The organism is Micromonospora hortensis (assembly GCF_022230935.1).
In the GTDB taxonomy this organism is placed as follows: Bacteria; Actinomycetota; Actinomycetes; order Mycobacteriales; family Micromonosporaceae; genus Micromonospora; species Micromonospora hortensis.
Map to the genome: position 1 here is coordinate 609,796 of NZ_JAKKFE010000012.1, position 23,957 is coordinate 633,752.

The 23,957-nt window shown below is 67.0% G+C and carries 18 protein-coding genes and 1 pseudogene; 7 read left to right on the top strand and 12 right to left on the bottom strand.

Features of this window, described 5'->3' with window-relative positions:
* The first annotated feature begins 24 nt into the window (after window positions 1-24).
* On the top strand, window positions 25-1,338 hold the full coding sequence (locus NIE111_RS11220) for an aspartate aminotransferase family protein (RefSeq protein WP_238684329.1): 1,314 nt from the start codon (window positions 25-27) through the stop codon (window positions 1,336-1,338).
* A gap of 234 nt (window positions 1,339-1,572) precedes the next feature.
* Here the strand turns inward: NIE111_RS11220 and NIE111_RS11225 are convergent, their stop codons facing one another.
* Entirely contained in the window at window positions 1,573-2,103 is a 531-nt protein-coding gene (locus tag NIE111_RS11225; RefSeq protein ID WP_238684330.1) for a hypothetical protein, read from the bottom strand.
* Between the two features lie 538 nt (window positions 2,104-2,641).
* Between NIE111_RS11225 and NIE111_RS11230 the strand changes: the two genes are divergently transcribed.
* Window positions 2,642-3,349: an SDR family oxidoreductase gene (locus NIE111_RS11230; RefSeq protein WP_238684331.1), complete on the top strand. Its 708-nt coding sequence runs from the start codon at window positions 2,642-2,644 to the stop codon at window positions 3,347-3,349.
* 400 nt (window positions 3,350-3,749) lie between these two features.
* On the top strand, window positions 3,750-4,187 hold the full coding sequence (locus tag NIE111_RS11235) for a DUF6188 family protein (RefSeq protein WP_238684332.1): 438 nt from the start codon (window positions 3,750-3,752) through the stop codon (window positions 4,185-4,187).
* Between the two features lie 166 nt (window positions 4,188-4,353).
* Here the strand turns inward: NIE111_RS11235 and NIE111_RS11240 are convergent, their stop codons facing one another.
* A complete protein-coding gene (locus tag NIE111_RS11240; protein ID WP_238684333.1) occupies window positions 4,354-4,521 on the bottom strand; it encodes a hypothetical protein in 168 nt (55 codons plus the stop codon).
* A 140-nt stretch (window positions 4,522-4,661) separates the two neighbouring features.
* Here NIE111_RS11240 and NIE111_RS11245 point away from each other — a divergent pair, with 140 nt between their 5' ends.
* Window positions 4,662-7,721: an immunoglobulin-like domain-containing protein gene (locus NIE111_RS11245; RefSeq protein ID WP_238684334.1), complete on the top strand. Its 3,060-nt coding sequence runs from the start codon at window positions 4,662-4,664 to the stop codon at window positions 7,719-7,721.
* Window positions 7,722-7,802: 81 nt separating this feature from the next.
* Here NIE111_RS11245 and NIE111_RS11250 read toward each other — a convergent pair whose 3' ends face one another.
* Window positions 7,803-9,479: a family 43 glycosylhydrolase gene (locus NIE111_RS11250; RefSeq protein ID WP_238684335.1), complete on the bottom strand. Its 1,677-nt coding sequence runs from the start codon at window positions 9,477-9,479 to the stop codon at window positions 7,803-7,805.
* Window positions 9,480-10,070: 591 nt separating this feature from the next.
* Here NIE111_RS11250 and NIE111_RS11255 point away from each other — a divergent pair.
* Complete coding sequence (locus NIE111_RS11255; RefSeq protein ID WP_238684336.1) at window positions 10,071-10,715, top strand: hypothetical protein; 645 nt, start codon at window positions 10,071-10,073, stop codon at window positions 10,713-10,715.
* A 21-nt stretch (window positions 10,716-10,736) separates the two neighbouring features.
* Here NIE111_RS11255 and NIE111_RS32415 read toward each other — a convergent pair.
* Window positions 10,737-10,859, bottom strand: a pseudogene (locus tag NIE111_RS32415) (nSTAND1 domain-containing NTPase); the annotation flags it as partial.
* Between the two features lie 542 nt (window positions 10,860-11,401).
* On the opposite strand from NIE111_RS32415, the gene NIE111_RS11260 reads away from it, so the two are divergent.
* A complete protein-coding gene (locus NIE111_RS11260) occupies window positions 11,402-11,917 on the top strand; it encodes an RICIN domain-containing protein (protein WP_238684337.1) in 516 nt (171 codons plus the stop codon).
* A 253-nt stretch (window positions 11,918-12,170) separates the two neighbouring features.
* On the opposite strand, the gene NIE111_RS11265 is transcribed toward NIE111_RS11260, so the two are convergent.
* From NIE111_RS11265 to NIE111_RS11295, 7 genes are all read right to left on the bottom strand, one after another.
* A complete protein-coding gene (locus tag NIE111_RS11265; protein ID WP_238684338.1) occupies window positions 12,171-13,325 on the bottom strand; it encodes a chymotrypsin family serine protease in 1,155 nt (384 codons plus the stop codon).
* Between the two features lie 290 nt (window positions 13,326-13,615).
* Window positions 13,616-14,647 carry a hypothetical protein gene (locus NIE111_RS11270; RefSeq protein ID WP_238684339.1) on the bottom strand — a complete coding sequence of 344 codons (1,032 nt, stop codon included), beginning with the start codon at window positions 14,645-14,647 and terminating at the stop codon, window positions 13,616-13,618.
* Window positions 14,648-15,300: 653 nt separating this feature from the next.
* Window positions 15,301-18,342 carry an AfsR/SARP family transcriptional regulator gene (locus NIE111_RS11275; protein WP_238684340.1) on the bottom strand — a complete coding sequence of 1,014 codons (3,042 nt, stop codon included), beginning with the start codon at window positions 18,340-18,342 and terminating at the stop codon, window positions 15,301-15,303.
* Between the two features lie 167 nt (window positions 18,343-18,509).
* Window positions 18,510-18,863 (bottom strand): DoxX family protein, encoded by a 354-nt coding sequence (locus NIE111_RS11280; RefSeq protein WP_238684341.1) that lies wholly within the window; start codon window positions 18,861-18,863, stop codon window positions 18,510-18,512.
* A 181-nt stretch (window positions 18,864-19,044) separates the two neighbouring features.
* Window positions 19,045-20,679, bottom strand: coding sequence for an FAD-dependent oxidoreductase (locus NIE111_RS11285; RefSeq protein ID WP_238684342.1), 1,635 nt, complete (start codon window positions 20,677-20,679; stop codon window positions 19,045-19,047).
* A 113-nt stretch (window positions 20,680-20,792) separates the two neighbouring features.
* Window positions 20,793-21,332 (bottom strand): TetR/AcrR family transcriptional regulator, encoded by a 540-nt coding sequence (locus NIE111_RS11290; protein ID WP_238684343.1) that lies wholly within the window; start codon window positions 21,330-21,332, stop codon window positions 20,793-20,795.
* A gap of 41 nt (window positions 21,333-21,373) precedes the next feature.
* Window positions 21,374-22,228: a sigma-70 family RNA polymerase sigma factor gene (locus NIE111_RS11295; protein WP_308193662.1), complete on the bottom strand. Its 855-nt coding sequence runs from the start codon at window positions 22,226-22,228 to the stop codon at window positions 21,374-21,376.
* 120 nt (window positions 22,229-22,348) lie between these two features.
* Between NIE111_RS11295 and NIE111_RS11300 the strand changes: the two genes are divergently transcribed.
* Window positions 22,349-22,717, top strand: a complete 369-nt coding sequence (locus tag NIE111_RS11300; protein ID WP_238684345.1) for a DoxX family protein — start codon at window positions 22,349-22,351, stop codon at window positions 22,715-22,717.
* A gap of 159 nt (window positions 22,718-22,876) precedes the next feature.
* On the opposite strand, the gene NIE111_RS11305 is transcribed toward NIE111_RS11300, so the two are convergent.
* Window positions 22,877-23,938, bottom strand: a complete 1,062-nt coding sequence (locus NIE111_RS11305) for an amidohydrolase family protein (RefSeq protein ID WP_238684346.1) — start codon at window positions 23,936-23,938, stop codon at window positions 22,877-22,879.
* Window positions 23,939-23,957: the final 19 nt, after the last annotated feature.

Below are 23,957 nucleotides of genomic sequence, written 5' to 3' on the forward strand. Positions count from 1 at the left end.
GTCCGGGCTGCCTAGCGTCGATCCATGGCTGATTCGTTCTGGTCCGACGCCGATCGTCACCTGGTCCGCTACATCGGCGCGGGCAGCTTCGTACGCGAGATCATCGACCGCGCCGAGGGCAGTTTCGTCTTCACCGCCGACGGCCGCCGCCTGCTCGACTTCACGTCGGGGCAGATGAGCGCGATCCTCGGTCACTCCCACCCGGCCGTCGTAGCCACGATCCAGCGGCAGGCAGCCACTCTCGACCACCTGTTCAGTGGCATGCTGAGCCGGCCCGTGGTCGAGCTGGCACGCCGCCTCGCCGGCTCGCTGCCCGCGCCGCTGGACAAGGTCCTGCTGCTCACCACCGGCGCGGAGTCCAACGAGGCGGCGATCCGGATGGCGAAGCTGGTCACCGGCCGGCACGAAATCATCTCGTTCGCCCGGTCCTGGCACGGGATGACGCAGGCTGCGGCGAGCGCCACCTACAGCTCGGGGCGCAAGGGGTACGGGCCCGCGGCGCCCGGCAACTTCGCGATCCCCACACCGAACGCCTACCGGCCCGACTTCACCTTTCCCAGCGGCGAGCTGGACTGGCGGCATCAGCTGGAGTTCGCGTTCGAGCTGTTCGACGCCCAGTCGGTGGGCAGCCTGGCGGCGTGCCTCGTCGAGCCGATCCTCAGCTCCGGCGGGGTGATCGACCTACCGCCGGGATACCTCGTGGCGCTGCGCGACAAGGTGCACGAGCGGGGCGGGCTGTTGATCGTCGACGAGGCGCAGACCGGTCTGTGCCGCACCGGAGAGTGGTACGCGTTCCAGCGTGACGGCGTCGTGCCGGACATCCTGACCCTGTCGAAGACGCTCGGCGCCGGCCTGCCGCTGGCCGCTGTGGTGACCAGCGCGGAGATCGAGCAGACGGCGCACGAGCGCGGCTTCCTCTTCTTCACCACGCACGTCTCGGACCCGCTGGTGGCCGCGGTCGGCAACACGGTCCTGGACGTGCTGGAGGACGACCGGCTCGACGAACAGGCGGCGCAACTGGGCTCGTACCTGCGGAAGGGCCTTCAGGAGATCAGCCAACGGCACCCCGTGGTCGGCGACGTGCGCGGCCGCGGGCTGCTGGTCGGGCTCGAGCTGGTCAGGGACCGGGAGTCGAAGCGACCGGCCGACGCTCTGGGCGCCGCGGTGACAGGGCGTTGCCTGGAGCTGGGCCTGCACATGAATGTGGTGCAGCTGCCGGGCATGGGCGGCGTCTTCCGCATCGCGCCAGCGCTCACCTCCAGCCACGCAGAGCTGGACCTGGGCCTGGAAATCCTCGACCATGCACTCGCCGACGTGGTGCCGCAGTTCATACCCTGATAGACGGGCCGAGGACCGTGATCCCGGTTGGATGAATGACCATGTCGCGGCACCGTCGAACAGTGTCAAGCGCTCCATCGCGCGGGAAATCTTCGGAGCCGTCCGCGCGATCATCACGCCAGCCGTGGCTTGAATCAGCAACTCTCCAGCGAGGAGCCCAGCTTCCGTAATCGGCCATAGCACGGTGCAGCACCCCTCGGGCAGTGCGAAGCCTGCACGAGCGCACGGCGGGTGCTATGCAGGGGCGTCGTCACGCCGGGCCGGCCCGAAGAGAGTCATGACGAGCGCCACAATGCTGAAAAAGCCAGATCCCAAGGCCAGCAGAAGCGAGGGCACGAAGGCGGATGGCGGTGGCACCCAGCCACCAAGCACCCAGGGAAGCGTCACAAGGACGACAACCGCTGCCGTGGTGGCGACTTCGTTGACAACGAACGCAGTCGATATGGCCGAGCCGCCGCGAGAGACTGTGCGGTAGGTCGTGTCGACAGTTGAGGCAACCAGCACCACCGAGAGCGCGATGAAAGTAAGAGCACCCCAGATCGGCTTCAGGCCGGCGAGTGTGAGCGACACGATGAGCGGCACGGCCGAGACCAAGAAGATCCACCGCACTCCCGAGCGCATGTAGCGGTCGGCCGCAGCTGAGCCCTTGCGGGTCTTGTGCAGGTCGGAGTCGAGGTAAAAGAAGACTCCGACGAGAAGTGTGCCGACAAGAGCACCAGAAACTTCTGCCATAGTAAAGAAAAACTCGTCGCTGATTTCTCGCATCGCGACCGACTCCCCTTCAGCATGGAAGATGTCCCGACGGCAGTCTCTCGGTCACCATACGGCCGACCGCCGAGGGCGTGTGCGCATTCGCAGTCTCGGCATTTCGAGCGTCAAGTCCATGCGTTCAGGCGTGAGTTGTCCGAGGCACGGAAGGCACAGTGAGCACCATCAGCACGCTGAGAGCGCGTTTCGCATTCGTGTCATTCGGGTGTTCAAGGTGCGGCGTTGTTGGCGGGTGGCGGGTTTGCCTCGGGTGAGGGCGGAGCGTGTCGCCGAGGGCGGACCACCGATTCATGGCCTCTGGTGTGCCGGGGTAGGTCTCGTATGACAGTGTGCGAGCGAACTGGGGTCCGATCTGGGCCTCCCACGGCGTACGAATCCTGCCCGGCCCGTCCTCGATGTGGCTCGACGCGCATGGGCGCCGGCTCCCGGTGCCGCTCTACCCCGGATTCGACCCGAGCGCCGCCGACACGGGCGAGCGTGATTCACCTCGCACAAGTTTGCCCCTGACGTCAACGTGAGGTTTTAGCGTGGCGATATGCAAATCAACGGCTCAACAGCTCTCGTGACCGGAGCCAACCGCGGCCTCGGCAAGGCCTTCGCCGAAGCCCTCCTCACCCGGGGCGCCACCGTCTATGCGACCGCCCGTCGCCTGGAAAGCATCGACATCCCCGGCGCCATCGCGCTCCAACTGGACATCACGGATCCCGCGTCAATCGAGGCCGCCGCAGGCAAGGTGGGGGACCTCGACATCCTCATCAACAACGCCGGCACCTCCACTGAAGCCCCGCTGCTCGGCCCCTCCACGGAGAACATTCGCCGCGACCTCGACACCAACTTCTGGGGCACCCTCAACGTCACCCGCGCCTTCGCGCCCAGGCTTGCCGGTGGCGCCATCCTCAACGTCATCTCGGCGCTGAGCTGGTACACCTTCAGCCCCGGCAGCAACGGCTACGCCGCCTCCAAGGCCGCGGAGTGGTCCCTGACGAATGGCATCCGACTCGAGTTGGCCGACCAGAAGACTCTGGTCACCGCCCTGGCGCTGGCGATCGCCGACACGGACATGATGGCTGGCGTCGACATCCCCAAGCTCGCGCCCCACGAGGTGGTCGCCCAGGCCCTCGACGGACTGGAAGCAGGCAAGATCGAGGTCATCGCTGACAAGCCCACCGCCAACGTCAAGGCCTCCCTCTCCCGCGATCCCGCCGACTTCTACGCCGACATCACCGGCAACCTCTTCGCCTGACCACACCGGTAATCCGCCTGCCGGAGTACCGGATCTACTCCGACGAGCCGTCCGTTGCCGCGGAGGCGGCGCTGTCCGCCACGCGGCGTTCGGTGCTGTATTTCCTGTACACCCGACATCACGATGGCCGGGTACGGCAACGGCGGCTGGAGCGGGTGGTCGGCTTGATCCAACCGTGGGTGGCGCCGTTAGCGGCGCAGTTGATGGGCGAATTCGTGGAACGAGATTCTGCTCGTCATTCGGCGAGTTTTCGCACCGGAGCTGGTTGTTCCGCATAGCCCCACGGACGCCGTCTACGGCCGATTTGCCGCCGGGAACCCGGCTTTCGTGGTGGTCTGGGCCGCCGCGGCAGATCCGGATACTCGGCGACGACCTGGAGGATCCAGGGAAGCATGGGTCCATGACCGAGCGCGTGGAACCGACCGGGCTGATCGAGCAGACCGGTAAGTGGCTGCTACCGGTCGGCGACGGCGTCGTGACACAACTGCGGATCGACTTTGCATTCACGCTCATAGTCGAGGCCTGGATCGAGATCCGTATCGAAACTGAGTTCTCCTACGGAGCACCCGGTGCCGAAGGCCGGTTCGACCCCTCGACGTCGACAGGTCTCGCACCGTTGCTCGACAGGCACCAAGCGCAGATCACGGCCGCCGAGATTCGCAAGGACGGTCGGTTGGCTCTGACCTTCGCCGACAACGCAGTCCTCGTCGTGGAGCCGGACGATCAGTACGAGGCGTTCACAGTCACGAGTATGCCGCCGCCGGGGCTCCCGGGATTCCGCGTCGTCGCTGTCCCCGGCCGCGGCCTCGCCCACTGGGTGGCCGAACACAGACAGTGATGCGCACGCCTTCACGACCAGCGGCAACGTGACGGACTCCAGCAGGCAGAACCGCGGAGCACTCCACGGGAAACGGGACGCCGCCCCGCTGCTCCCAACCTGCTCCCCCAACCGGGCTCGTACCAGGCCGCCGACCCCCCGTGCCGGTGCTCGGAAGCTCCACCGTTCACAGTTGGCTGCCGAGCAGGCCTTCCCAGTCCGGAGCAGAATGCAGCGCGGCGATTTCCGCCTCCAGAGCGGCGACTGGGTCTGTCGGGTTATCGGCCAGCCACTGGAGGATCGGTTCGGCGAGGTAGCGGCGTTCTGGACGCCCGGCCGATCCGGCCTCCACCACTGATGGCCCCGCCTCCTGGCCCGCGTACGGCCCGGCCCGGCAAGGGATCCGGGACCACTGGCGTACCTGAACCCCGACAGGCCGACCGGTGGGCACATCAACCTCGGGGCTCCGTGACCCTCAGGCCGCAACGGACTGCGTTGACCCGGCAGCGCACCGTAGTTAGCGTTAACAGCTCCGTCCACCTTAGAGAGAACCTCACCCCGATCAAGGAGGATCAGTTGAGACTGCGACAGCGAAGGCCACGTCTCGGGCTGAGTCGCAAGGGTAGAGGTGTCGCGGTCCTGGCACTGGGTGCGCTTCTTTCGGTCTCGTTCGCGGCGACGCCCTCGCACGCTGCCGAGGAGCAGCTCAACGAGGGTCTGGTGCACCACTTCGCCCTCGACGAGACCAGTGGGACGACGTTGGTCAACTCGGGTAGCGCGGGCGCGGCGGCGAACGCCACACTCGTGAATCCCGAGGAGGCGTCCCTGACCGGCGAAGGACTCAGGTTCAACCCCGACTCCTACGAGAGCGCCCTCGACGGCGCATACGTGGCACTGCCGAACGACATCACCGCCGGCATGTCCAACCTCACCGTCGACTATGACGTGTGGGTCGATCCGGCAAACGTCGGCGAGCACCAGATGTGGGGTTTTGGCCGTAAGTCCGGGTCGTGCGACGTCGACACCGGCGCAGAGGGCTCCATCTTCGCGTCGAACACGCAGCGGTTCCGCGTCGCCGTGGGTCCGGCGAACCTCCAACAGAACCGGGTCCGCATGCTCGAGGGAGCGTGGACCCACGTCACCTACACCCAGTCACTGAACTCGAACGGCACGAGCTGGACCGGCAGGCTCTACCTCGACGGCGTGCTGCACGCGACGTCGACTGACCTGACCACGGCGCCGTCGGTGAACGCTGCGGGGACCAACTGCAACTTCCTCGGTCGCTCGCAGACGTCGGGCCACTACTCGTTCCGCGGAACCATCCGGGACTTCCGCGTGTACGACCGGGCAGTGAGTCTCGACGAGACAATCGTCCTGGCGGAGAAGACCGTCTCCGATGGCGTTCGCGCCGACGCCGCGGCCATCGACCTCGGCCTGACCAGTGCGGTCGTACGAGATGTCGTTCTGCCCAAGGTGGGTTCCGTGGCGGGCTCGGCCATCACCTGGAGTAGTTCGGACCCGTCGGTCGTCGAGGTCTACACCCCGCCGGCCCTCGCCAGCGCGCGCAAGGTTGCGGTGACCGGCAGGATCACCCGGCCGGGCCAGGGGCAGCCCGACGCGACAGTCATTCTCACGGCGACTGTCCGCAAGGGTGCCGAGGAGGTCACCACACGGGAGATCCCGGTGGTGGTGAAGGCCGAGTTCGACAATGGGCAGGCGGTCGACCGTGACGCCTCCGACCTGACAGTGGACGCTACCGACGACGTGCGCGGAAACCTCGACCTCGCTGCCAGGGGCGAGTTCGGATCCACGATCACCTGGAGGTCGACCGCAAGCCTCGTCACCCCGACGGGTGAGGTAACCCGCCCGGCCTTCGGCCATGAGGACGTTGCCGCCACCCTGACGGCGACCATCACCAAGGGCACGGCCTCGCGGAAGAAGTCGTTCCCGGTGACCATCACCGCCATGCCACGTTCCGAGGAGTACGAGCGGTACTTCATGGGGTACTTCAAGGGTGAGGGAATTGCCGACGGCGAGCAGATCATGTTCGCCACATCCAACGGAAACACCGCCCTGGACTGGACCGGTCTGACCGGAGGTCGGCCGTCACTCATCTCCCAACTGGGCGACCAGGGGCTTCGTGACCCGCACATCGTCCGCTCACCTGACGGCGACACGTTCTACATGATCGCCACCGACCTGAACTGGTACGACCAGGGTGGATACGCCATCAACGACACCCAGTACATCGAGGTGTTCGAATCACACGACCTTGTGAACTGGACCCCTCAGCGGCACGTGAAGGTCGCGCCCGGCAACGCGGGGAACGCCTTCGCACCAGAGTCGCTGTGGGTCGAGGAAATCGGCGCCTACGTCGTGTTCTGGGCTCAGTCGCTGTGGAGCGACCCCGTGAACCGCACCGGTCAGGGCAACGCGCAGATGTGGTATGCCACGACGCGAGACTTCCAGACGTTCTCCGCTCCCCAGGTCTGGCAGGATCCGGCTCCGCTGTCGCGAATCGACACGACCGCGATCCGGGTCGGTGACCACTACTACCGGGTGACCAAGAACGAGGCTGGCAACCAGGGCTCGGACATCTTCTCGGAGAAGCACACCGATTTCCTGGACAGCAACATCGACAACTGGACGTTGGTCGCGCCGGCACTTGGCCGCACGACGTGGGTCGCCAACCAGGGGTACGAGGGACCGGTCATCTTCAAGGCGAACCCCGGTGACACCTCCTGCCCCGGCCAGTTCTACCTGTGGGGTGACCGGTACACGAACGGAGGCGGATACCAGGCCGCGTGTCACGAGAACGTCGAGGCCCCGACCTGGAACGCCAAGGCGATCACGATGACCAACGCGGGTGTCGTCCGTCCGCGTCACGGCACCGTGATCCCGCTGACCGTTCGCGAGTGGAACGATATCCGCGGGATCCCGAACAGCGACGTCACGACCACCACCGAGGTGGCGGTCGAGCCATACGCGAGCGGCGCCCAGACGACCACGGCCACCGTGACAGTCACGGCATCTGACGGGTTCGAGACCGGCGGTCAGGTGCGGCTCAGCATCGGCTCGTGGTCGAAGCTCGCCCACCTGAGCGACGGCGCGGCGACGGTCACCCTGCCGACAGGTCTGCCGGCGGGTGCCCGGACGGTCAAGGCCGAGTACCTCGGCTTCGACTACCTGAAGGCGTCGGCGGGTACGGCATCGTTCGGGGTGCCCTCCGGCCCGGCCGCCGTCAAGGTCCAGGCGAAGGCCGCGCCCACATCGGTCGTCCGCGGGGGCACGTTCAGATTGAACGTGACTGTTGGGCCGGCGGGCAGGCACCAGCACCGCCCTCCGACCCCGACCGGCGAGGTCACCGTCACCTTCGGCGGCACCGTGCACGTCGTGCCACTGGCGGACGGTAAGGCCGTCGTCGAGCTGCCGACCGCCGATCTGCAGCCCGGCGCCTACCGGGTCCACGTTGCCTACTCCGGCAACCCGACCTACCAGTCCCACGCCGCCGATTACCAGAAGTTGACGGTGCGGAAGTCGCATAGGCACCGCTAGGCGCGCCGAGTTGCGGCACAGGTAGGAGCGGGCGAGGTCTGTTGATCTCGCCCGCTCCTACCGCACGGCCCAGCAACCGGACTATCGAGTGAGCATGCCCTTCTCGACGGCCAGGTTGTAGTTCTCCCCGAAAACGTTCAGTTCGTGGACTCCGACCTTGACGGTCTCGGTCGTACCCAGGACCTTCAGCCTGACTGCGTTCGTCAGCACCCGGTCGAAGGTGACGTAGTCAGCCGTGTACGCGGTGGAGTTCGTACTCCTGTCGACCAAGGGCCGCCACGTGTTGGTGGGGATGTCCTTGTACTCCAGCGTGTACTGCACCGCGTTGTCCTTGGTAAACGTGCGTCCGAGCTCCTTCCACTGAATCTGCGCGGCGGAGATGTGGAAAACGGTCCCGAAGCCCCTGATGTACGCGGGCGCGGTATCGCTGTCAGCCGGCTCCCACCAGGTGGATAGGGAGCGGTCGCTTCCGTAGTACGGGTTGCGCCCGGGCGCATAGCTGCTTGCCCAGTAGGCCTGGCTGTTGGTGGCCACGTTGTAGAGTCCGGTGTCGTCCCTGCCCGAGATCTTCTTCCCCGGGGCCAGTTGCGGCGTGTTGGACAACTCGCAATCGATTGCGCCCCGTTTCGGACCGGCGGGAATCACGTTGCAGATGTCCATCCCCAGTCGCCGCTCGAAGAACTCCTCGTACGCGATGACATAGGTGTAGAAGAACACCAGGTTGCCGGACTTGTCGAGTACGAAACTGCCGTGCCCAGCGTTCGGATATACCGCACTCGGGTGGTTGTTTCCGTAGCCGATCGGGTTTTGCTGGGTGACTTTGAACCCGGATAGCGGTTTGTTCGACGTCATCACACCGGTCGCGTACGTGGTGAACTCCGTGCCACCGGAGGCGACCGAGAGGTAGTACGTGTCCCTCACCTTGAACAGCTGCGAACCCTCCACGTACCCATGCGTGTAGGTCGCCTTGTTGTCACCGATGTGCTGCCACTCCTGGCGCGGGTCAAAGGTCCAGAGCACGACCGGGTCGCTGATGAGCTGTCGAGGATTGTTCGGGTCGAGCTCGGCGCCCATGATCGGCGAGCCGATGTTGTACGTCAAGTACAGCCGGCCGTCCGTGTCCGGGAAGAACTGCACGTCGCCAACGCTCAGGGTCTGGCCGCTCAGGCGCAGGAAACTTCCCATGCTGGTCCACGGCCCGAGGGGCGAGTCCGCTTGATAGACCGGCGTGTTGTTGCCGGCCATGTAGAACCTGTCGCCGACCTGTACGACGGTTGGTGCGACCAGTCCCAGGTTCATCTGATGGGGGGTCCACGTGAGGTAGTCCGTGGTGGACCAGACAGTGCGGTTGTTGTTCGGTGCGTTCTGCATGGCACCTGATGCGTAAAGATAGATGGTCCCGTCGACGTTCAGGGCGGACCAGTCCGCCCCGGTCCGTGCAGAGTTCTCGGAAATCCTGGTGAACCCGGCGGTGGATCGGCTCGCGAGAGTCCGCCCGGACGCTGCCGTCCACGTCTCCACGTTCAAGCTGGCCGGTATTTGCGACGTGTCTGCGACTTTCTCGTCCGTAGGCGGCATCGTCCCCACGATGTTGCGCACGGCCATTCCGGGCAAATTGATCGGGTTGACGTACGTCTGAGCCATGTCGACGCCGGCCAGTGGCACCTTGGCGGACGGGGTTTGAGGTCCGGCGCCGGGTGCCGCCGGCGGCACGGGCTTCTCCGCCGAGGCCGGCACGATCGGCGTCAGTTGACCCACGCCCACTCCTACCGCGAGAGCAAGGACAATAGCCGCTAGACCTCGACGTCGATTGCCGGCAGTCTTCTCGATGACCATTAGGACCCACCTTTCGTCTGGGCGTATTTAGCGCCAACAACGGGCAGAAGCGTCCGATTTCACGAATAGCCGGCCTGATGTGGTTAATTGCTGGATGTGAGGCATCGTTCGACGGTGATCACGAAGGGTGGGAGAAAACTTTCCGCTCGACCGGTTGGGCTTCCAGCGCACACGCAATCGACTCGGCCTCGTCCGGCGCGGATCAGCGACCGGCGGCTGTTAGCGCTAACAACGTTTCGGTGATGTTAACGGTGCTATTTGGAGCGTGTCAAGAGCATCAATGCGATGCGACCAGGATGATCATGTCAGCCGGACCCGCCTTCCCGGTGAAGACCTTGCCATCGTTACGCACGCTGGTACGGGAGGCCGTAACGATTCTGATCTTCCTCGTGAGTGTCGGGTCCGCCGTCGCGAAGCCGTGAGTGGGGGCAGGAGGCCCTCTTTGCAATCCCTTACGATCACGCGATCACGGACGTTGCGCACGGCTTCGGTCACAAACTCCAGTGGCTCGCTGTGCGCGACCGGGGCGCCGACGCCGTCGCCGCCGCGCTGAGCCTCAGCCGTCCCACTCCAGCCACCTGGAGCGATGCGGTCGCCGCTGCCTATGACGACCACGGCAACTGGCTGCTTACACCGCCGCTCGACCGGTGGACGCTAGCCGCTTCGACAGACGTTCCCGCACCCGAAGACGACCAATTCGCCGCTTGGCTGGCGGCGCTGAGCCGTGTACTGGGTGAGGTGCAGTACTTCGGGACTCATCGTGTCGTCGACTATCACGGGTGGGGGCGCGCCAGAGGCGGCGTTGTGGAACGAGCATTCGCCTACCTCGGCGAACGCGGCGAGGTGCTGTTCGACGTAGGCGAGCGCACGATCGAAGAGCACGCGCTCGGGGCTGGGGCCGCCTACGACGAGGACGAACCGTGGGACGACGATGACGAGACTTCGCCGTGGCCGGATGAGGAAACCGTGCTCACGCTCGCAGGTCAATGGAGCAGGCTCACCTCCCAGTCGACCTGTCGAACGGTCCGCCGCATCCGCACCACCGGGGAGTTGGCGTTCTACCGCTGCTGGCCACCCCACCTCGTCCCGCTGCACCACCTGGTCGGCGTCGCCGTAAGCGGTGGAGCATCGAGGGCGGATCTCCTGCTCGAGTATTAGCCAAGTCGGCGAATCTGGTGGGGCATGATTTATCAGCAAGGGCAGTAGTCCCGCCCGGAGCAGCGAAGACTTCCCCGCACCAGATGCGGCGAAGACCGTGAAGAAGTAGTTGTCAGCAATTCTGGCACGCAGTTCTTCGACCAACTTCGCGCATCATCCGAGTGGAAGGTTGACAGGCCACGGCACGGCACGTCTGGAGCGTCGTTCCCGCACGACCCCGAACCGCCCTAGCCGTGCAGCGATCGCCTTCGTTTTTCCCACTCCCGAACATCTCCGCCACAGACCGCCACGTAGGAAAGAGTCACCGGCAAACTGGGAAGCGCCTGGCCGCCCGCCGCCTCGGACAGCGCGGTCACGGAGAGGTGCACGCGTCTGGACATCTCCCGATAGCTCGGCTGCCCCGTCGCCATCCGCATCGCTCGCAGACCCAGAGCGAAGCGCTGCAGTGCCCCCCGCCGGGATCAAGACGCCGTTCAGGCCGTCCCACCTGCCGCCCTCCAGGTTTGTTTGTTTGTTTGTCCTGCCCGCGAAAAGGCTGCTGGACAATCCACAGCAGACTATACAAGACAACGTGGCTGGGCCCAGTCCACACGGGTCGGATCAACGTTGGTGAGCAGCAGATTTGCTGCGCACAGCTCAGCGATCCGACAGTAAGAAATCCATTCGATACCACCAAGGGGAGACGCATGAACCGCTCTGTGAAATCGGCATTTGCTCTGGTCTTCGCGATAGCTTTTCTGCTAACCGGCGCACCGGCGAAGGCCGAGGTGAGTGCCAGGATCGCCGCCGACGGCGAGGCCATCACCCTGACGAACGCGAACAGCCGCAAGTGCCTCACCGTCGCCGGCGGCAGCACCGCGAACCTCGCTCGCGCGGTTCAGTACAACTGCGACGGCCACGCATCGCGTACCTGGGTCGTCAGCGGCTCGCTCGGCGGCAACTTCCGCCTCGTCAACCTGAACAGCGGCCGGTGCCTGACCGTCGACGGCGGAAGCACCGCGAACAACGCTCCAGTCGTCCAGTACACCTGCGACACCCACGCCGCGCGCTACTGGCGGGTCATCAACAACAACGGCAGCACGCTTCAGGTTCGGAACGTGAACAGCGGCAAGTGCCTGACCATCGCCGGCGGTAGCACAGCCAACAACGCCGCCGCCGTCCAGTACACCTGTGACACCCACCTGTCGCGCCGTTGGTACTGACATCGCCCGCCATCGGCTAGCAGGAAGGCCGAACTAGTCGTCGGCGCCGGCCAGGGACACCCGGCCGGCGCCGACTCATGACCTGGGCGGCGGCGAACGACTTCGCGTCAAAGAACCGCAACTCGGGCGCGGGAAACCCCGTGCCCGAGTGGACATTGCCTCCCGAGCCGACAGCGTCGTCGTACACGAACTGACCTCGGCCCCAGGGCACCGGTACGCGGGCGGCACGCTCGCCGCCCGCGTACCGGACCGGTCAGTTGCCGCCGATCACCACGACGGCGTCCGTGGCCGCCTCGACGCGGTGGATGGGCGTGAAGTCCGCCCGGCTCGAGCTGTTGCTACAGGTGATGATGCCCTCGGCGGTGAGGTCGTTCGTCGCCGAGGTGGCGGTGTTCCATCGCGTGACCGGCCCGCCCGAGTCGCCGCCGAGCACCGGACCGTCGCTCGGGTGCCCGGTGACCGTGTCGACGACAACCGTCGGCGTGCCGTTGCAATCGGTGTTGTTGGTGTCCCGGACCAGGCCGTACACCAGACCACCGTTGGCACCGGACAGGTAGACCGCCGACCCGATGGCGGGCCATCCGGTCAACTTCGCCGTCACCGGGTGTGACGTGCTGGTGTCCCGCCCACCGAACCAGGAGTGCCGGCTGAAGTAAGCGCCGTTCTCCCCCGCCAGCATGGCGACGTCCGTGCCCAGGCTGTAGTAGTTCGAGCTGACCCGCAGGTTCCACCCGCCGTGCCAGAAGTTGCGCTGGTTCGGGCCGCAGTGTCCGGCGGTGGTCACCCAGTTGCTGTTGGTCCCGCCGCGGGTCATGCGGAATCCGGTCGTGCAGAATGCGTCCGCGGTACGGGCGTTTCCGGGAACGCTGTTGAACAGTGCCAGCCCACCGTAGTAGGGGACGCTGTCGACCCGGCGGCTCGCCTCGACGGTTCCGGTCTTCGATAGGGACACCCTCGGAGTCAGGGAGGTGGCCTTGACCGCCGCCGCGACGAGGGCCTCGGCGTCGCCGGAGGCGTCGATGACGATCTGCGGTGTCAGGCGGTCCAGCCATACCTGGTGCACACTCCCGGCGCTGCCGCCGGCCCAGGCCCGGGAACTCTTCAACGCCTTCGTGGCGGTTTCCAGCCGGTGCATTGACACCGTCGTGGTCTCGAACCGGACCGGCACCTCGCCCGCCTGTCGCGAGCGTGCCGCCACCTCGGCCCGCAGTCGCGCGCCGTCGGTGTTCGCCACCTGCCGGACGACCAGTTGCCCGGTCTTCTCGTCGAAGTACGTGCCGCCGGAGCCCTCCGGACTTCCGGCGGCAATGGCTTCCAGGTGGTGGAACTGCCGGTTCATCGCGTCGACGTCGACGGCCGGGGCGAAACCGGCGAGCGACGGTTGTGCGGCCGCTCGGTCCGGGGACACCGCTGCCTGGGCTGCGGACGTCGTACCCGCGACCGCTACGAGTACACAACTCACAAACACCATGCATCTACGCACGGAACCTCCTTTTTGGGGCGATGGGCTCGATGCCGCTACCTTCGCGCGGGATGCCCGCAGTCCGCTTGCAGTCCGCCTGCAGTCCGCCTACCGCCGGATCGCGGTGGCCCCACCTCGGCCTGCGGAACGCACGAATGCGGGCCCCTCCCGTGGAGGGCCCGCATCCTTTCCATGTCCTCTTCGACGGGCGGTCGGGCGGCCAGGGCCGGCGACGGTCAGAAGATGTTCATGGCGATGCCGTTCGTCAATGAGGTCGTGCTCTGGACCCCGTCGATCTTGATCGGATTGCCGGAGACGTGTCTCACGAAGATCCGCATGATGAAGGTCCGGGTTCCGCAGGTCGGGTCGATCGGCACGCCGGTGAGGGCGAAGTTCGCGACGTAGTGGTGGGCGTCGTCGCGAATCGTCTTGCGCGAGGTTGCGGTGCTCGTCGTGCGGCAGGTGTGGGCGGTCGGGTCGAGTTGGATGAACTCGAAACGCACGTCGACCACCGCATTCGTCCCGCGCGGCTGCTCGTACGCGTCGATGGCGCTCTTGCATGACGCGGTGCCCGTGTAGCAGGTGGTCAGTTCCAGCGTCGCCAGCGCCTGAGCCGAGGTCGCATTGGCGGCGGCGTTCCATTTGTGCACGGGGGTGCCGTCGTCGTAGAACACCCAGGCCGTAGACGTACCGGCGCCGACGTAAGTGCAGGTGCTCGACGTGCCGGTGCTGCTACACGCCGGGTTCTGCCACCACCGCGCACCCACCTGGTTGGTGTCGCTCACCTCCAGCCAGGTGTCTGTCGCGACGGCGGTCAGGTAGTAGCCGTCGAGCGAGGTGGAGGCCGTGTACCCGTACATGCCGCAGGTGTAGGTGCCCGCCGATGGCGCGGTGAAGAGCAGGTCGGCGTAGATCGGCAGGTGCCCAGGCTTGGCGTAATAGGTGGTGTCCGAGCCCTCGTGGTTTCGCGAGGACGTTGACGTGGTGCCGACGACTGCGCCGGCTGGGTTCACACACTTCAGGGTGTTGTTCATCGACACGATCTGCTGCACGCTGCTGGTCGCCTGGAGGCGTCCGCGCACGTGCCGGGATTCACCGGCCGCGAGGGTGACCGTCCTGCTCAGCAGACGCTCCTCGACCCGTGAGTGGAAACTGTTCGCGCTGGTCAGCGTCACCCGGGTCACGGGCCCGTCGTCGGCATGCGCGACTGTCGCCGCGGACATGACGACTGACAGAACAGTCAAGACCAGGCTGAGGATCTTCCGCACGTATCGGCTCCTGCCAGTTGATGGGCGAGTCCGACCACTGTCACGTGACGCGCTTGCAAAACCCCTGCACTCGTCCGCCTCGGCTCGCAAATCGACCTCGACTAGGCCTTCCGCCAACGCGCGGTGTTCGGGTCTGACTGTTGCGGCGGGCGATGGCCGTTGACGACCGCGGCCTGGCCGGATTCTGCTGCGTGTTCGGCGTCGTCTGATCCTACGGCGACTGCGGACTGCGGTTTCTTGCCTGTGACGACGGGCTATTCGCGCTGTCGGCGTCGTTGCGCCTCGCATCGGCCAACGTTTGCGCTGATGGTGGCAGCAACGGCTGCTGCACTGCTGTATCGATGATTGCGGCCTCAATACGCAGGCCGATCCCTGCCAGGACAAGGAGGCCCGCAATGACATACGTTTCGGCATGCCCGGAGTCGCTCGCCATCGTGAGCACGCAGGCGAGGAAACCTCCAGCTATTGCCATGGTTCCAAGTACACGCTTGCTGGCAGCTCGCCGAGATCGAAGGTCCACAGGGCGACCGTACCCGGAGACTTCGCTTTTCACCCTCGCCTGCGCCATCACCTGCGCCATCACCTGCTGGCGCCGACTCGACCACTACCATCGTTCTACCTGAACGTCGGGTGACACCAGCAGCCCTGCCCGGCTACTCCTTCACCGACTTACGAGTTGCCCCATCTAGCCTCGCCCGGATCTCGGCGAGGGCGTGCGATGCGCGGGCCTCGACGAGCCGGTACCCGGCCCGGTGAGCGAGGTCGATGGCGAGCGTGGCTCGGGCCTGGGCTTCGTCGAGGACGTCGAGGTTCAGCAGCGCCATGGCCGAGCCGCGCAACGCGTCAGCCTCACACCAGCGGAAGCTGGTCGAGCGCGCCACCTGCAGGGCTCGGTGGTGATGGTCTGCGGCTTCGGCGGGCAGGCCCAACCGCAGACAGACATCACCGAGGGCGTTGAGCGCCCACGCTTCGGTACCGCGGTCACTGATCTTCCTGGTCAGTTCGACTGCCGACCGGGCGTCGTCGAGGGTTTGCTCCGATGGGCCGGTCTGGCAGTGCAGCAGCGCACGGCCGGACAGCGCGGTCGCTTCGCCGTAGTGATACCCGAGTTCACGGTTGGCGGCCAGCGCCCGGGCGTAGAACTCCTCGGCCGTGTCCGGGTTGCCGAGGTCACGGTGCACGTTCCCTAGATCCACGAGCAGGACGGCGACGCTGAAGCGGGCGCCCTGCTGTTCCCCCAGTTCCAGCGCCCGGCCGAAGTGATCCAGCGCTTGGTCCAGCAGGCCCAACTGCCAATAGGCGAAGCCGAGATTCGCCAGCGTCATGGCGCTCCCGGCGCCATTGCCCAACTTGTGTTGAAGGTCCAGTGATTCCAGCCCGCAGTCGATCGACGCGTGGGGGTTACCGAGGCGCTGGTGCACCGCACTGAGATTGTTCAGCACGGCGGCGCGGCCTTCGTGCCAGCCGTCGGCTGCGTTCCGCCGTAGTGCACTGTCGAGATGGTCATGTGCCTCGACGTAGTGGCCCATGTTGACGTAGGCGAGCGCGATGCTCTGGTGCATCGCAGCTTGCGCCCGTTCGTCGCCCGCGCCGTGCGCGGCTTCCAGCCCCAACGAGGCCATCTCCACCCATTCCGTCCGGTGACCGCGCTGGTGGAAATAGGCGCGGAGGGCGTCGGCGATGTGCCATGCCAGCGGTCGTGGACCTCGCGCCGCTGCCTGACCGACCGCGGCGGCGAGAGTCGGCCACTCGGCGTCGAGCCAGGCGAGCGCACTGTCGTTGTCCGGGAAGCTGATCCCGCTCTCCACCTTCCTCGGCAGCCGCAGAAAGTGAGGAATGAGCTGCCTGCCCGCCGCGTCAGCCGTGTGCAGGTAATGGTCCAGGACGAGTCCGCGAGCGTGTTCGAGCTCGACAGCGGTGTCTTCTACCAGCGCCCGGCCGACCGCATACCTTCGGAGCAGGTCGTGGAGCCGGAAGCGCCCACGTGTGTATTGCTCGATCAGGTGTGCCGCGGCCAGTGCCTTTATCAGTCGGTCAGTCCGAGCCGGGGGCAGCCCGGCGGCCACGCTCGCCGGCAGCGCAGTGAAGGTCGGTCCCGGCAGCAGCCCGAGGCGACGGAAGAGCAGGCGATGGTCCGCCGGAAGCGCCCAGTAGGACGAGGCGAACGCTCTCGTGACAGCACTTTCCTCGGCGCCGTCCACGGTGAACCCGGCCAACCGGTCGCCGTCGGAGAGTTCCTGCACCAACCCGGTGATCTCCGCCTTCGGGACAGCGACGATGTTGGCCACCGCGATCCGCAGTGCGAGCGGCAGGTGACCGCAGAGATCCGCCAGCCTTCCGGCTGCGGCTGCTTCGGTGGCGACCTGGTCGACGCCGAGCGCGGCCTCCAGCAGCCGGCGAGAGTCGGCGGCGGTGAGCACGGACAGCGACAGTGTCTGCGCGCCGGTGCGGGCGATCAGCTCTCCGAGCCGCTGCCTACTGGTGAGGATGACCGTGCCCGCCGACGGGATCAGCGCGTACACCTGAGCGGCGTCGCGCACGTTGTCCAGCACCAGCAGGACGCGTTGGCCGGCCAGCAGTGAGCGGAACAGGGCGGCCCGGCCCGCCGCATCCGCCGGGATCAGCCGGTGATCGACACCGAGGCTGCTGAGCAACTGGAGGAGTGCGGCGGACTCGCTGAGCGGGTCGTGCTCGGCGTCGAAGCCACGGAGGTCGAGGTAGAGCTGCCCACCCGGGAACCTCTCCCGGTGGCGGTGGGCCCAGTGGAGGGCGAGCGCCGTCTTGCCGACGCCGGCGGTGCCACTGATCACCCAGATCTTCAAGCCCGACGCGGATTCCAATCCGGTGTCGAGCCGGGCGAGTTCTTCTGCGCGTCCGGCGAACCCGTGGGCGGCGGGCGGTAACTGCGCCGGTCGTACCGAATCGGGTGGTGATGTGTCGATGGGTCTCGCGGCCGGATCCAGAGCCGGGTCCGCGCGCAGGATCGCGGATTCCAACCGCACCAGTTTTGGTGCCGGATCGAGGCCGAGGTCGCCGGCCAGTCGCTTCCGCAGCGTGCGATAGACGTCGAGCGCGGCGGCGGTGCGGCCGTCGCGGTGCAGGGCCAGCATGAGTTGGCCCACGAACCGCTGCCGCAGCGGGTGGTCGGTCACGAGCCGGGTGAGCTCGGCGAGCAGTCGCCGGCCGTCGCCCAGCCGCAGTTGGGCGTCCAGGCGGTCCTCCAGGGCGGTCCATCGGGCTTCATCGAGGTGACCGCACAGGCGTTCGGCGACTTCGGTGGACGCCACGCCTGCGAGTGCCTCGCCATGCCAGAGGGCGAGCGCCTGGTCGAACAGCTCGACCGCGCGCTCGTCGTCCGACGAGCGGGCCGCGAGAATCAGGTCCGTGAACCGATGCGCGTCGATCACGAGCGGATCCACGTGTATGACGTAGCCTGCTCCCCGGCCGACGATGGCGGGCCCGTCGCCGACCTGCCGAAGCGCCGCACGTAGCCGGGATACGAGCGTCTGGATCGAGGCTCGTGCGGACGCCGGCACATCCTCGCCCCAGACGAGGTCGACCAGCCGGTTCAGCGGCACCATTCGGTTGGGTTCCAGCAGCAGGACCGCGAGCACCAGGCGCTGCTTGCGCGAACCGAGATCGACCTGTTTCCCGCCCGCCCATGCCTCGACTGTGCCCAGGATCCGAAACTCCACGATCCCAACCCCCCGATTGTTCGCCGTTGTGCCGCGATCGACGAGATCGACCTGGCATTGGACGCGCTGCAGGTTGCGATCCGGCGCGGGCGCTTCAACGTCCCACCAGCCGAATACGAGGCGTTACGCGCGATGACCCAACCCCCGCGCCGTCGTCGCGTGTTCGATCATGCGGTTTGGACGGTGAAGGCCAGCGTCGCCGAGCAGATGACCAACATGGCCGTCGCGTTCAGGAACAGGTTGCGACCGAAATCGCGGGCGCGGACGTGCGCCGAGACCGCCACCGCGAAGTAGCAGACCAGCGCCGCAGACACGAGCACCGCCAACGGCGGAACCCAGATCCCGACGATGAGCCCAGCCGCTGCGGCAGCCTTGAGCGGGGGGAGAAACTTCCAGAAGCGTTCGGGGAACCGGACGTCGGTCAAACATTGCCGAATGAAGGCGACCGGCTTTACGCATAGCAGCGCGTCGCAGAGCTGGATCACTGCCAACAAGGCCAGCGGCCACCAGGGTTTCACCATCTCGAAGGACTCCTCAGGTGAAGGGGTCACGATCAACCACACTGGGCGTGAGTGGAGCCACACCATGCCGGACACCGGTGAGCCACCATCGTCTACGGCCCGTTCTCGACTTCTGCTGCCGTGCCAGTCAGCCACCCTGCCTCAGGGGAGAGGCTCAGCCCTCCTCCGTGTCCTGGCCTTCTCACGTGCCCGGCTGTCGTCGGGAGGCGGCAGCGGGTGGGGGGTGCGCGCCCGCGCCGAGGACGTGCTTGGCCACCGCGTCGGCGCAGGGGGTGTGCACGCGCCAGTGGAGGTAGCCGTCCGGGCGAATGAGCAACGCTGTGCCGGGCTTTGCTCGGTAGGCCCGGCGAAACGTCCCGTCGCGGTCGATGACCACCCGGCCGGAGAACGACGTCGACCGCGCGGGCGTGATCAAGCAGGTGCGCACCTCGTCGGGAAGAGCATCACAGTCGAGGCGGCCGGCGGCGGCGTCGCCGACGAGGAGCAGCGTCCATTGTGGCCCGCGCAGTAGGTCGAACAGCCGCAGCGGCTGCCCGGTTGCGGTATCGACGAGGCGGGCGTCGGGGGCCCGATCGCCGGGTCGGACGCGGCCGCCGGACAGCTCGTCGTCTGCCAGGGGCCCGTCGTGGTAGCCAATGTCGATCTGGGACACACGAGCGGTGAGCCTGCGGTTGATCGAGGGTCGGCTGAGTAGCGGCAGGAGCAGTCGTTGCACGGCGAACCGGACGAGTGGATTGCGGTTGGTGACCACGTCGAGGATGTTGGTGCTTTGCGCCAACGCACGACGGGCGACGGGAAGGCGTTCGGCCGGGTAGGTGTCGAGCAGGGTGTCGTCGTGGCCGTTGAGGCACGCGGCCAGCTTCCATCCCAGGTTGTAGGCGTCCTGGATGCCGGTGTTCATTCCCTGCCCTCCGGTGGGCGGGTGCACGTGCGCGGCGTCGCCGCCGAGCAGGACTCGGCCGCGGCGGTAGTCCTCGACCATGCGGACGTTGACCCGGAAGTTCGACAACCAGGTCGCGTCGGACAGGCGGACCTGCGGATGGCCGGTGCGTTCGTTCCATAGCCGCTGGAGGGCCTCCAGGGTGGGCTCGAGGTCGTCGTCGGCGGTGATGCTCGCGCCGATCTGCCACTGCCCGGTTCCAGGCAGGCCAGCCAGACCGAGGAATGACCCGTCCGTGCCGAGCCATGCGTGTGAGCGAACGGCTCCGTCGACTTCGGGGTGCCAACCGGGAACAGTGATGTCACCGAGCAGGTAGCGCTGCGTCTCGTCGGACGAGCCGGCGAACTCCAGGTCGAGTGTGCGGCGCACCATGCTGTGCGCGCCGTCACAGCCGACGAGGTAGCGGACGGTCAGATCCTCCCGGCCGCCGTCCGGTGTGGTCACCACGGCGCGCACCGCGTCGCTACCAGTGGTGAACGACTCAAGGCGGGTGTCGAACCGAATCGCGGAACCGAGTTCGTGCAGCCGCCGTGCGAGCAGCGTGGTGGTGCGCCACTGGGGAATCATCACGATGTTCGGGTACGGCAAGTCCGCGCGCGGCTCGGTGAGGCCGGCGGGTATCCGCGCAAGGCGTCGGCGATCGCGGTACAGGGTGATGTCCTGGCGCGACTGGCCGTGTCCCAGAACCGCGTCGACAACACCGAGATCGTCAAGCACCTCCAGGCTTCGAGGTTGCAGGCCCTTGCCTCGGGACTGACGAGGCAGTGCGGGCGCGGCCTCGATCAGCACCGCGCGAACTCCACGGCGGGCCAAATCGACAGCGAGGGTGAGCCCGGTCGGGCCGGCCCCGACGATCAACACATCGACGGCGGGCATCTGTCTCCTCCTTCTAGGCGATGAACCCCGGTAGCAGTCACGATGCCCAGCACGAGCGCAACAGCGACGGCAATCACGGGGCCCGCCCGCTGACGGGGCGCCCGAGTGGGACCTCAGACATGGGGAATCAGGTCTGGCAGTAGGTCGAACACCGCACGTCGACTGGCAGCGTCGAGCGGTGGGCGGATGGCGTTCGCCCCGATCAGGAGAAGATGCGGCAGCAAGGCGGCGGCACGCGCCCGGGTCGGGTCAGGCACAACGCGGTTCCAGAGGGTCTCGAGGAACGTGAGCCGTGCGCTGTCGACGCGTTCGACCACGCCACGCGCACCGTCGTTCCCGATCGCCCACGCCCGCAGCGCCCGATCCAGCTCGGCGTCGAACAGCTCGTCGAGCCGCGAGGGAAGGGCCCGCAGGGCGTCGACCGGATCCACGGTCGCGAGCTCGCCTGACAGCCCATCCAACACGGTGACCTGTCCCTGCTCGATATGAGTCAGCAACGCCGCGTGGTAGTCGGCGACCCCCGTGAAGTGGTGATGGAACGACCCCTTCGTCAGGCCGAGGCGGGCGGCCAGACGGTCGATCCGCAGACCCACCGGCCCCTCGTCGGTCAATACCGAGACACCCTCGCCGAGCCAGAGATCACGTGTTCCCATCAATCGAGCATACCATACGGTATGGTATGCAGTCTTGAGGATCACGTACCCAAGGCAGCGGGGAGGGACACGGACCCGCGCTCGTAGGGCGTGATGTCGATGCTCGTGACGAGGCCGTCGTGGACGCCGATCCGGATCAATGCGAATGGGTGCCCACCAGGAGCGATCACCGCTCCTGGGTGACCCTCAACGAGGACCGGGGCGGCGGCGGCGATGCGGTCCACGAACGCCCTGGTCTCCTCCGCAACCGCCCAGGCGCCCCGGACGACAGGCGCGGTGCCGGCCGCGAGGAATCCGAGGTCGGCCGTACGGACGACGTCAGGCGCCAGGAGCGTGACGAGCCGCGCGATGTCGCCGCCACGCGCCGCGGCGAGGAACGCGTCGATGATCTCCATCTGGTGGGCGGATCCCGGCAGGTCGATCGCACGAGCGTCCCTGAGCCGGATCCGCGCTCGACTCGCGAGCTTCTTCGCCGCGGCCACCGTCGTGTCGAGCACGGGTCCGATCTCGTCGAACGGGACGGCGAAGAGGTCATGCAGCACGTAGGCCACCCGCTGCGGAGGAGACAGCTCGTCGAGCACGACCAGCAGTGCCCGGGAGACGTCCTCACGACGGACGAACGCCTCGTCGGCCGCGAGCTGCTCGCCGGGGATGTCGTCGGCCGTGAGCGGGACCTCACGCCGGCGATGGCGGGCGCGAAGCTGGTCAAGGCACAGGCGTGCCGTCACCGTGGTGAGCCAGCCCTCGGGGTTGGTCAGTTGCGCCGGGTCGGCCGACCGCGCGCGCAGCCAGGCGGCCTGCACCGCGTCTTCGGCATCGTTGTGCGAGCCGACGATGCGATAGGCCAACGACATCAGTCGGGCCCTCGATGCCTCGAAGTGTTCGACGAGTTCCACGTCTGGTCACCTTTCCTGCGTGCCGGGCGTCAGTAGGGGCGAGAGACCACAACCTGATGAACCCACGCACGTGGAGGCACCTATGAGTTTACCGATTGCTCGATCGCGCCGGCGCGCGTCATGATCGCCGTACTGGAGGGAGTCCTGGTCGTCGCGACCATCCTTTGCGCCCTCGCCAACGCCATCGAGGTGACCGCCAAGGTGATCAAGGCCGACTTCGTGGTGCGCAACTGCGCCGAGGTCGGGCTGTCCGCGCGGTGGATCCCCTACCTCGCGCTGGTCGAGGGGGCCGGCGTCGTGGGTCTGGTGCTCGGCCTTCTCGGCGTACGTCCCTTCGGATTGGCCGCAGCCCTCGGCCTCGTCCTGTTCTTCGTCGGCGCGCTCCTGGCTCACGCCCGCGCGCGGGTGTTCCACAACATCGCGTTTCCCGCGGTCTTCCTCGTCTTCGCCGTCGCCGCCGTGGGGCATTTCGCGTCGACGAGCGCCTGATCAATCGCCGATCGGCGTTTGCGGTGCAGGGGCTGAGGGTCCGTGTGCCGGGGCCACCGAGCCGTGCCGCCGAAGGAGATGAGGCGGCTGCACACCCCTGCCCATGACGCGCGTCGCCCCGGGTCATGACGCCGCCGAACAGACGGACCACAGTGGCGTTCACGGGATCCTCTTCTCGCCGTTGCCGGATTGGACGAGTCGGAAGAAGAGCCGGGCGGCGCTCCGCTGCGCTGCCCGTTGCAGGCGCGCGGCCACCCGATGGTCCGGGTCTGGCGTGCCACCAGTGGCCAGGCGCGGGAAGAGGGCTTCGGCGTTGGTGCGGTTGACCGCTCGCAGTTGCCCGAGTTCGAGGCAGGTGTCGATTCCGTTGGCGAAGTACTGCCCGGCCGGGATGGGCGCGAAGGGCCAGTCGCTGCCGAAAAGCACACGCCCGGGTCGGGCGAAGGCAAGCAGGGTGGGCAGGGCGGCCGGGCTCGAGGACAGGGCGGTGTCAAAGTAGAAGGTGCGGAAGTCGTCCAGGATGTCCAGCGGGCTGCGTGCGGTGTCGGCGGCGATGGCCAGGGCCATGCGGTGTGAGGCATAGGGCAGAAAGCCTCCGGCGTGGCTGAGGACGAACCGGATTCTGGGGTATCGCCGGAGGACGCCGGTTCGGACGACGAGGTAGGCCGCTCGGGTGGTGTCGAGCAGGAAGTCGGCGGCGAACGGTGGGATGCCGTCGATGGCTGGTCCGGGCAGGTCAGCGGGGTGGACGAAGACGACGGCGGCGCGCTCGTCCAGGGTCTGCCACAGTGCATCCTGGTCGGGGCCACCGAGGTAGTCGCCGTTGCTGTTGGCGAGCAGAGTGACGCCGTCGGCGCGTAGTTCGTCGAGGACGCGACGGGCCTCGGTGGTGGCGGCCGCGGTGTGGGGCATCGGCAGGGTGGCGAAGTACCCGAATCGGGTTGGATGCTCGGCGGCCAGCCCCGCTGCGTAGTCGTTGAGCTGCCGCGCAAGGTCGCCGGCTTCGGTCGGGCTGGTGAGGAAGCTGGTGCCGGGGGTCGAGACGGACAGCAGGGCCACGGCGGTGCCGAGCAGGTCCATCTGGTCCAGCGCGGACTCGGGTGTCCAGGTGGGCAGCGCCCGACCGCCCGCCGCTGCGATGCCGGCCTCAGCGAGCAGGGCGCGGTAGAAGGGCGGCAGGATGTGCTGATGGACGTCGATCCTGGCTAACTGGCCGGTCATGCTGTGGTTCCTCTCGACG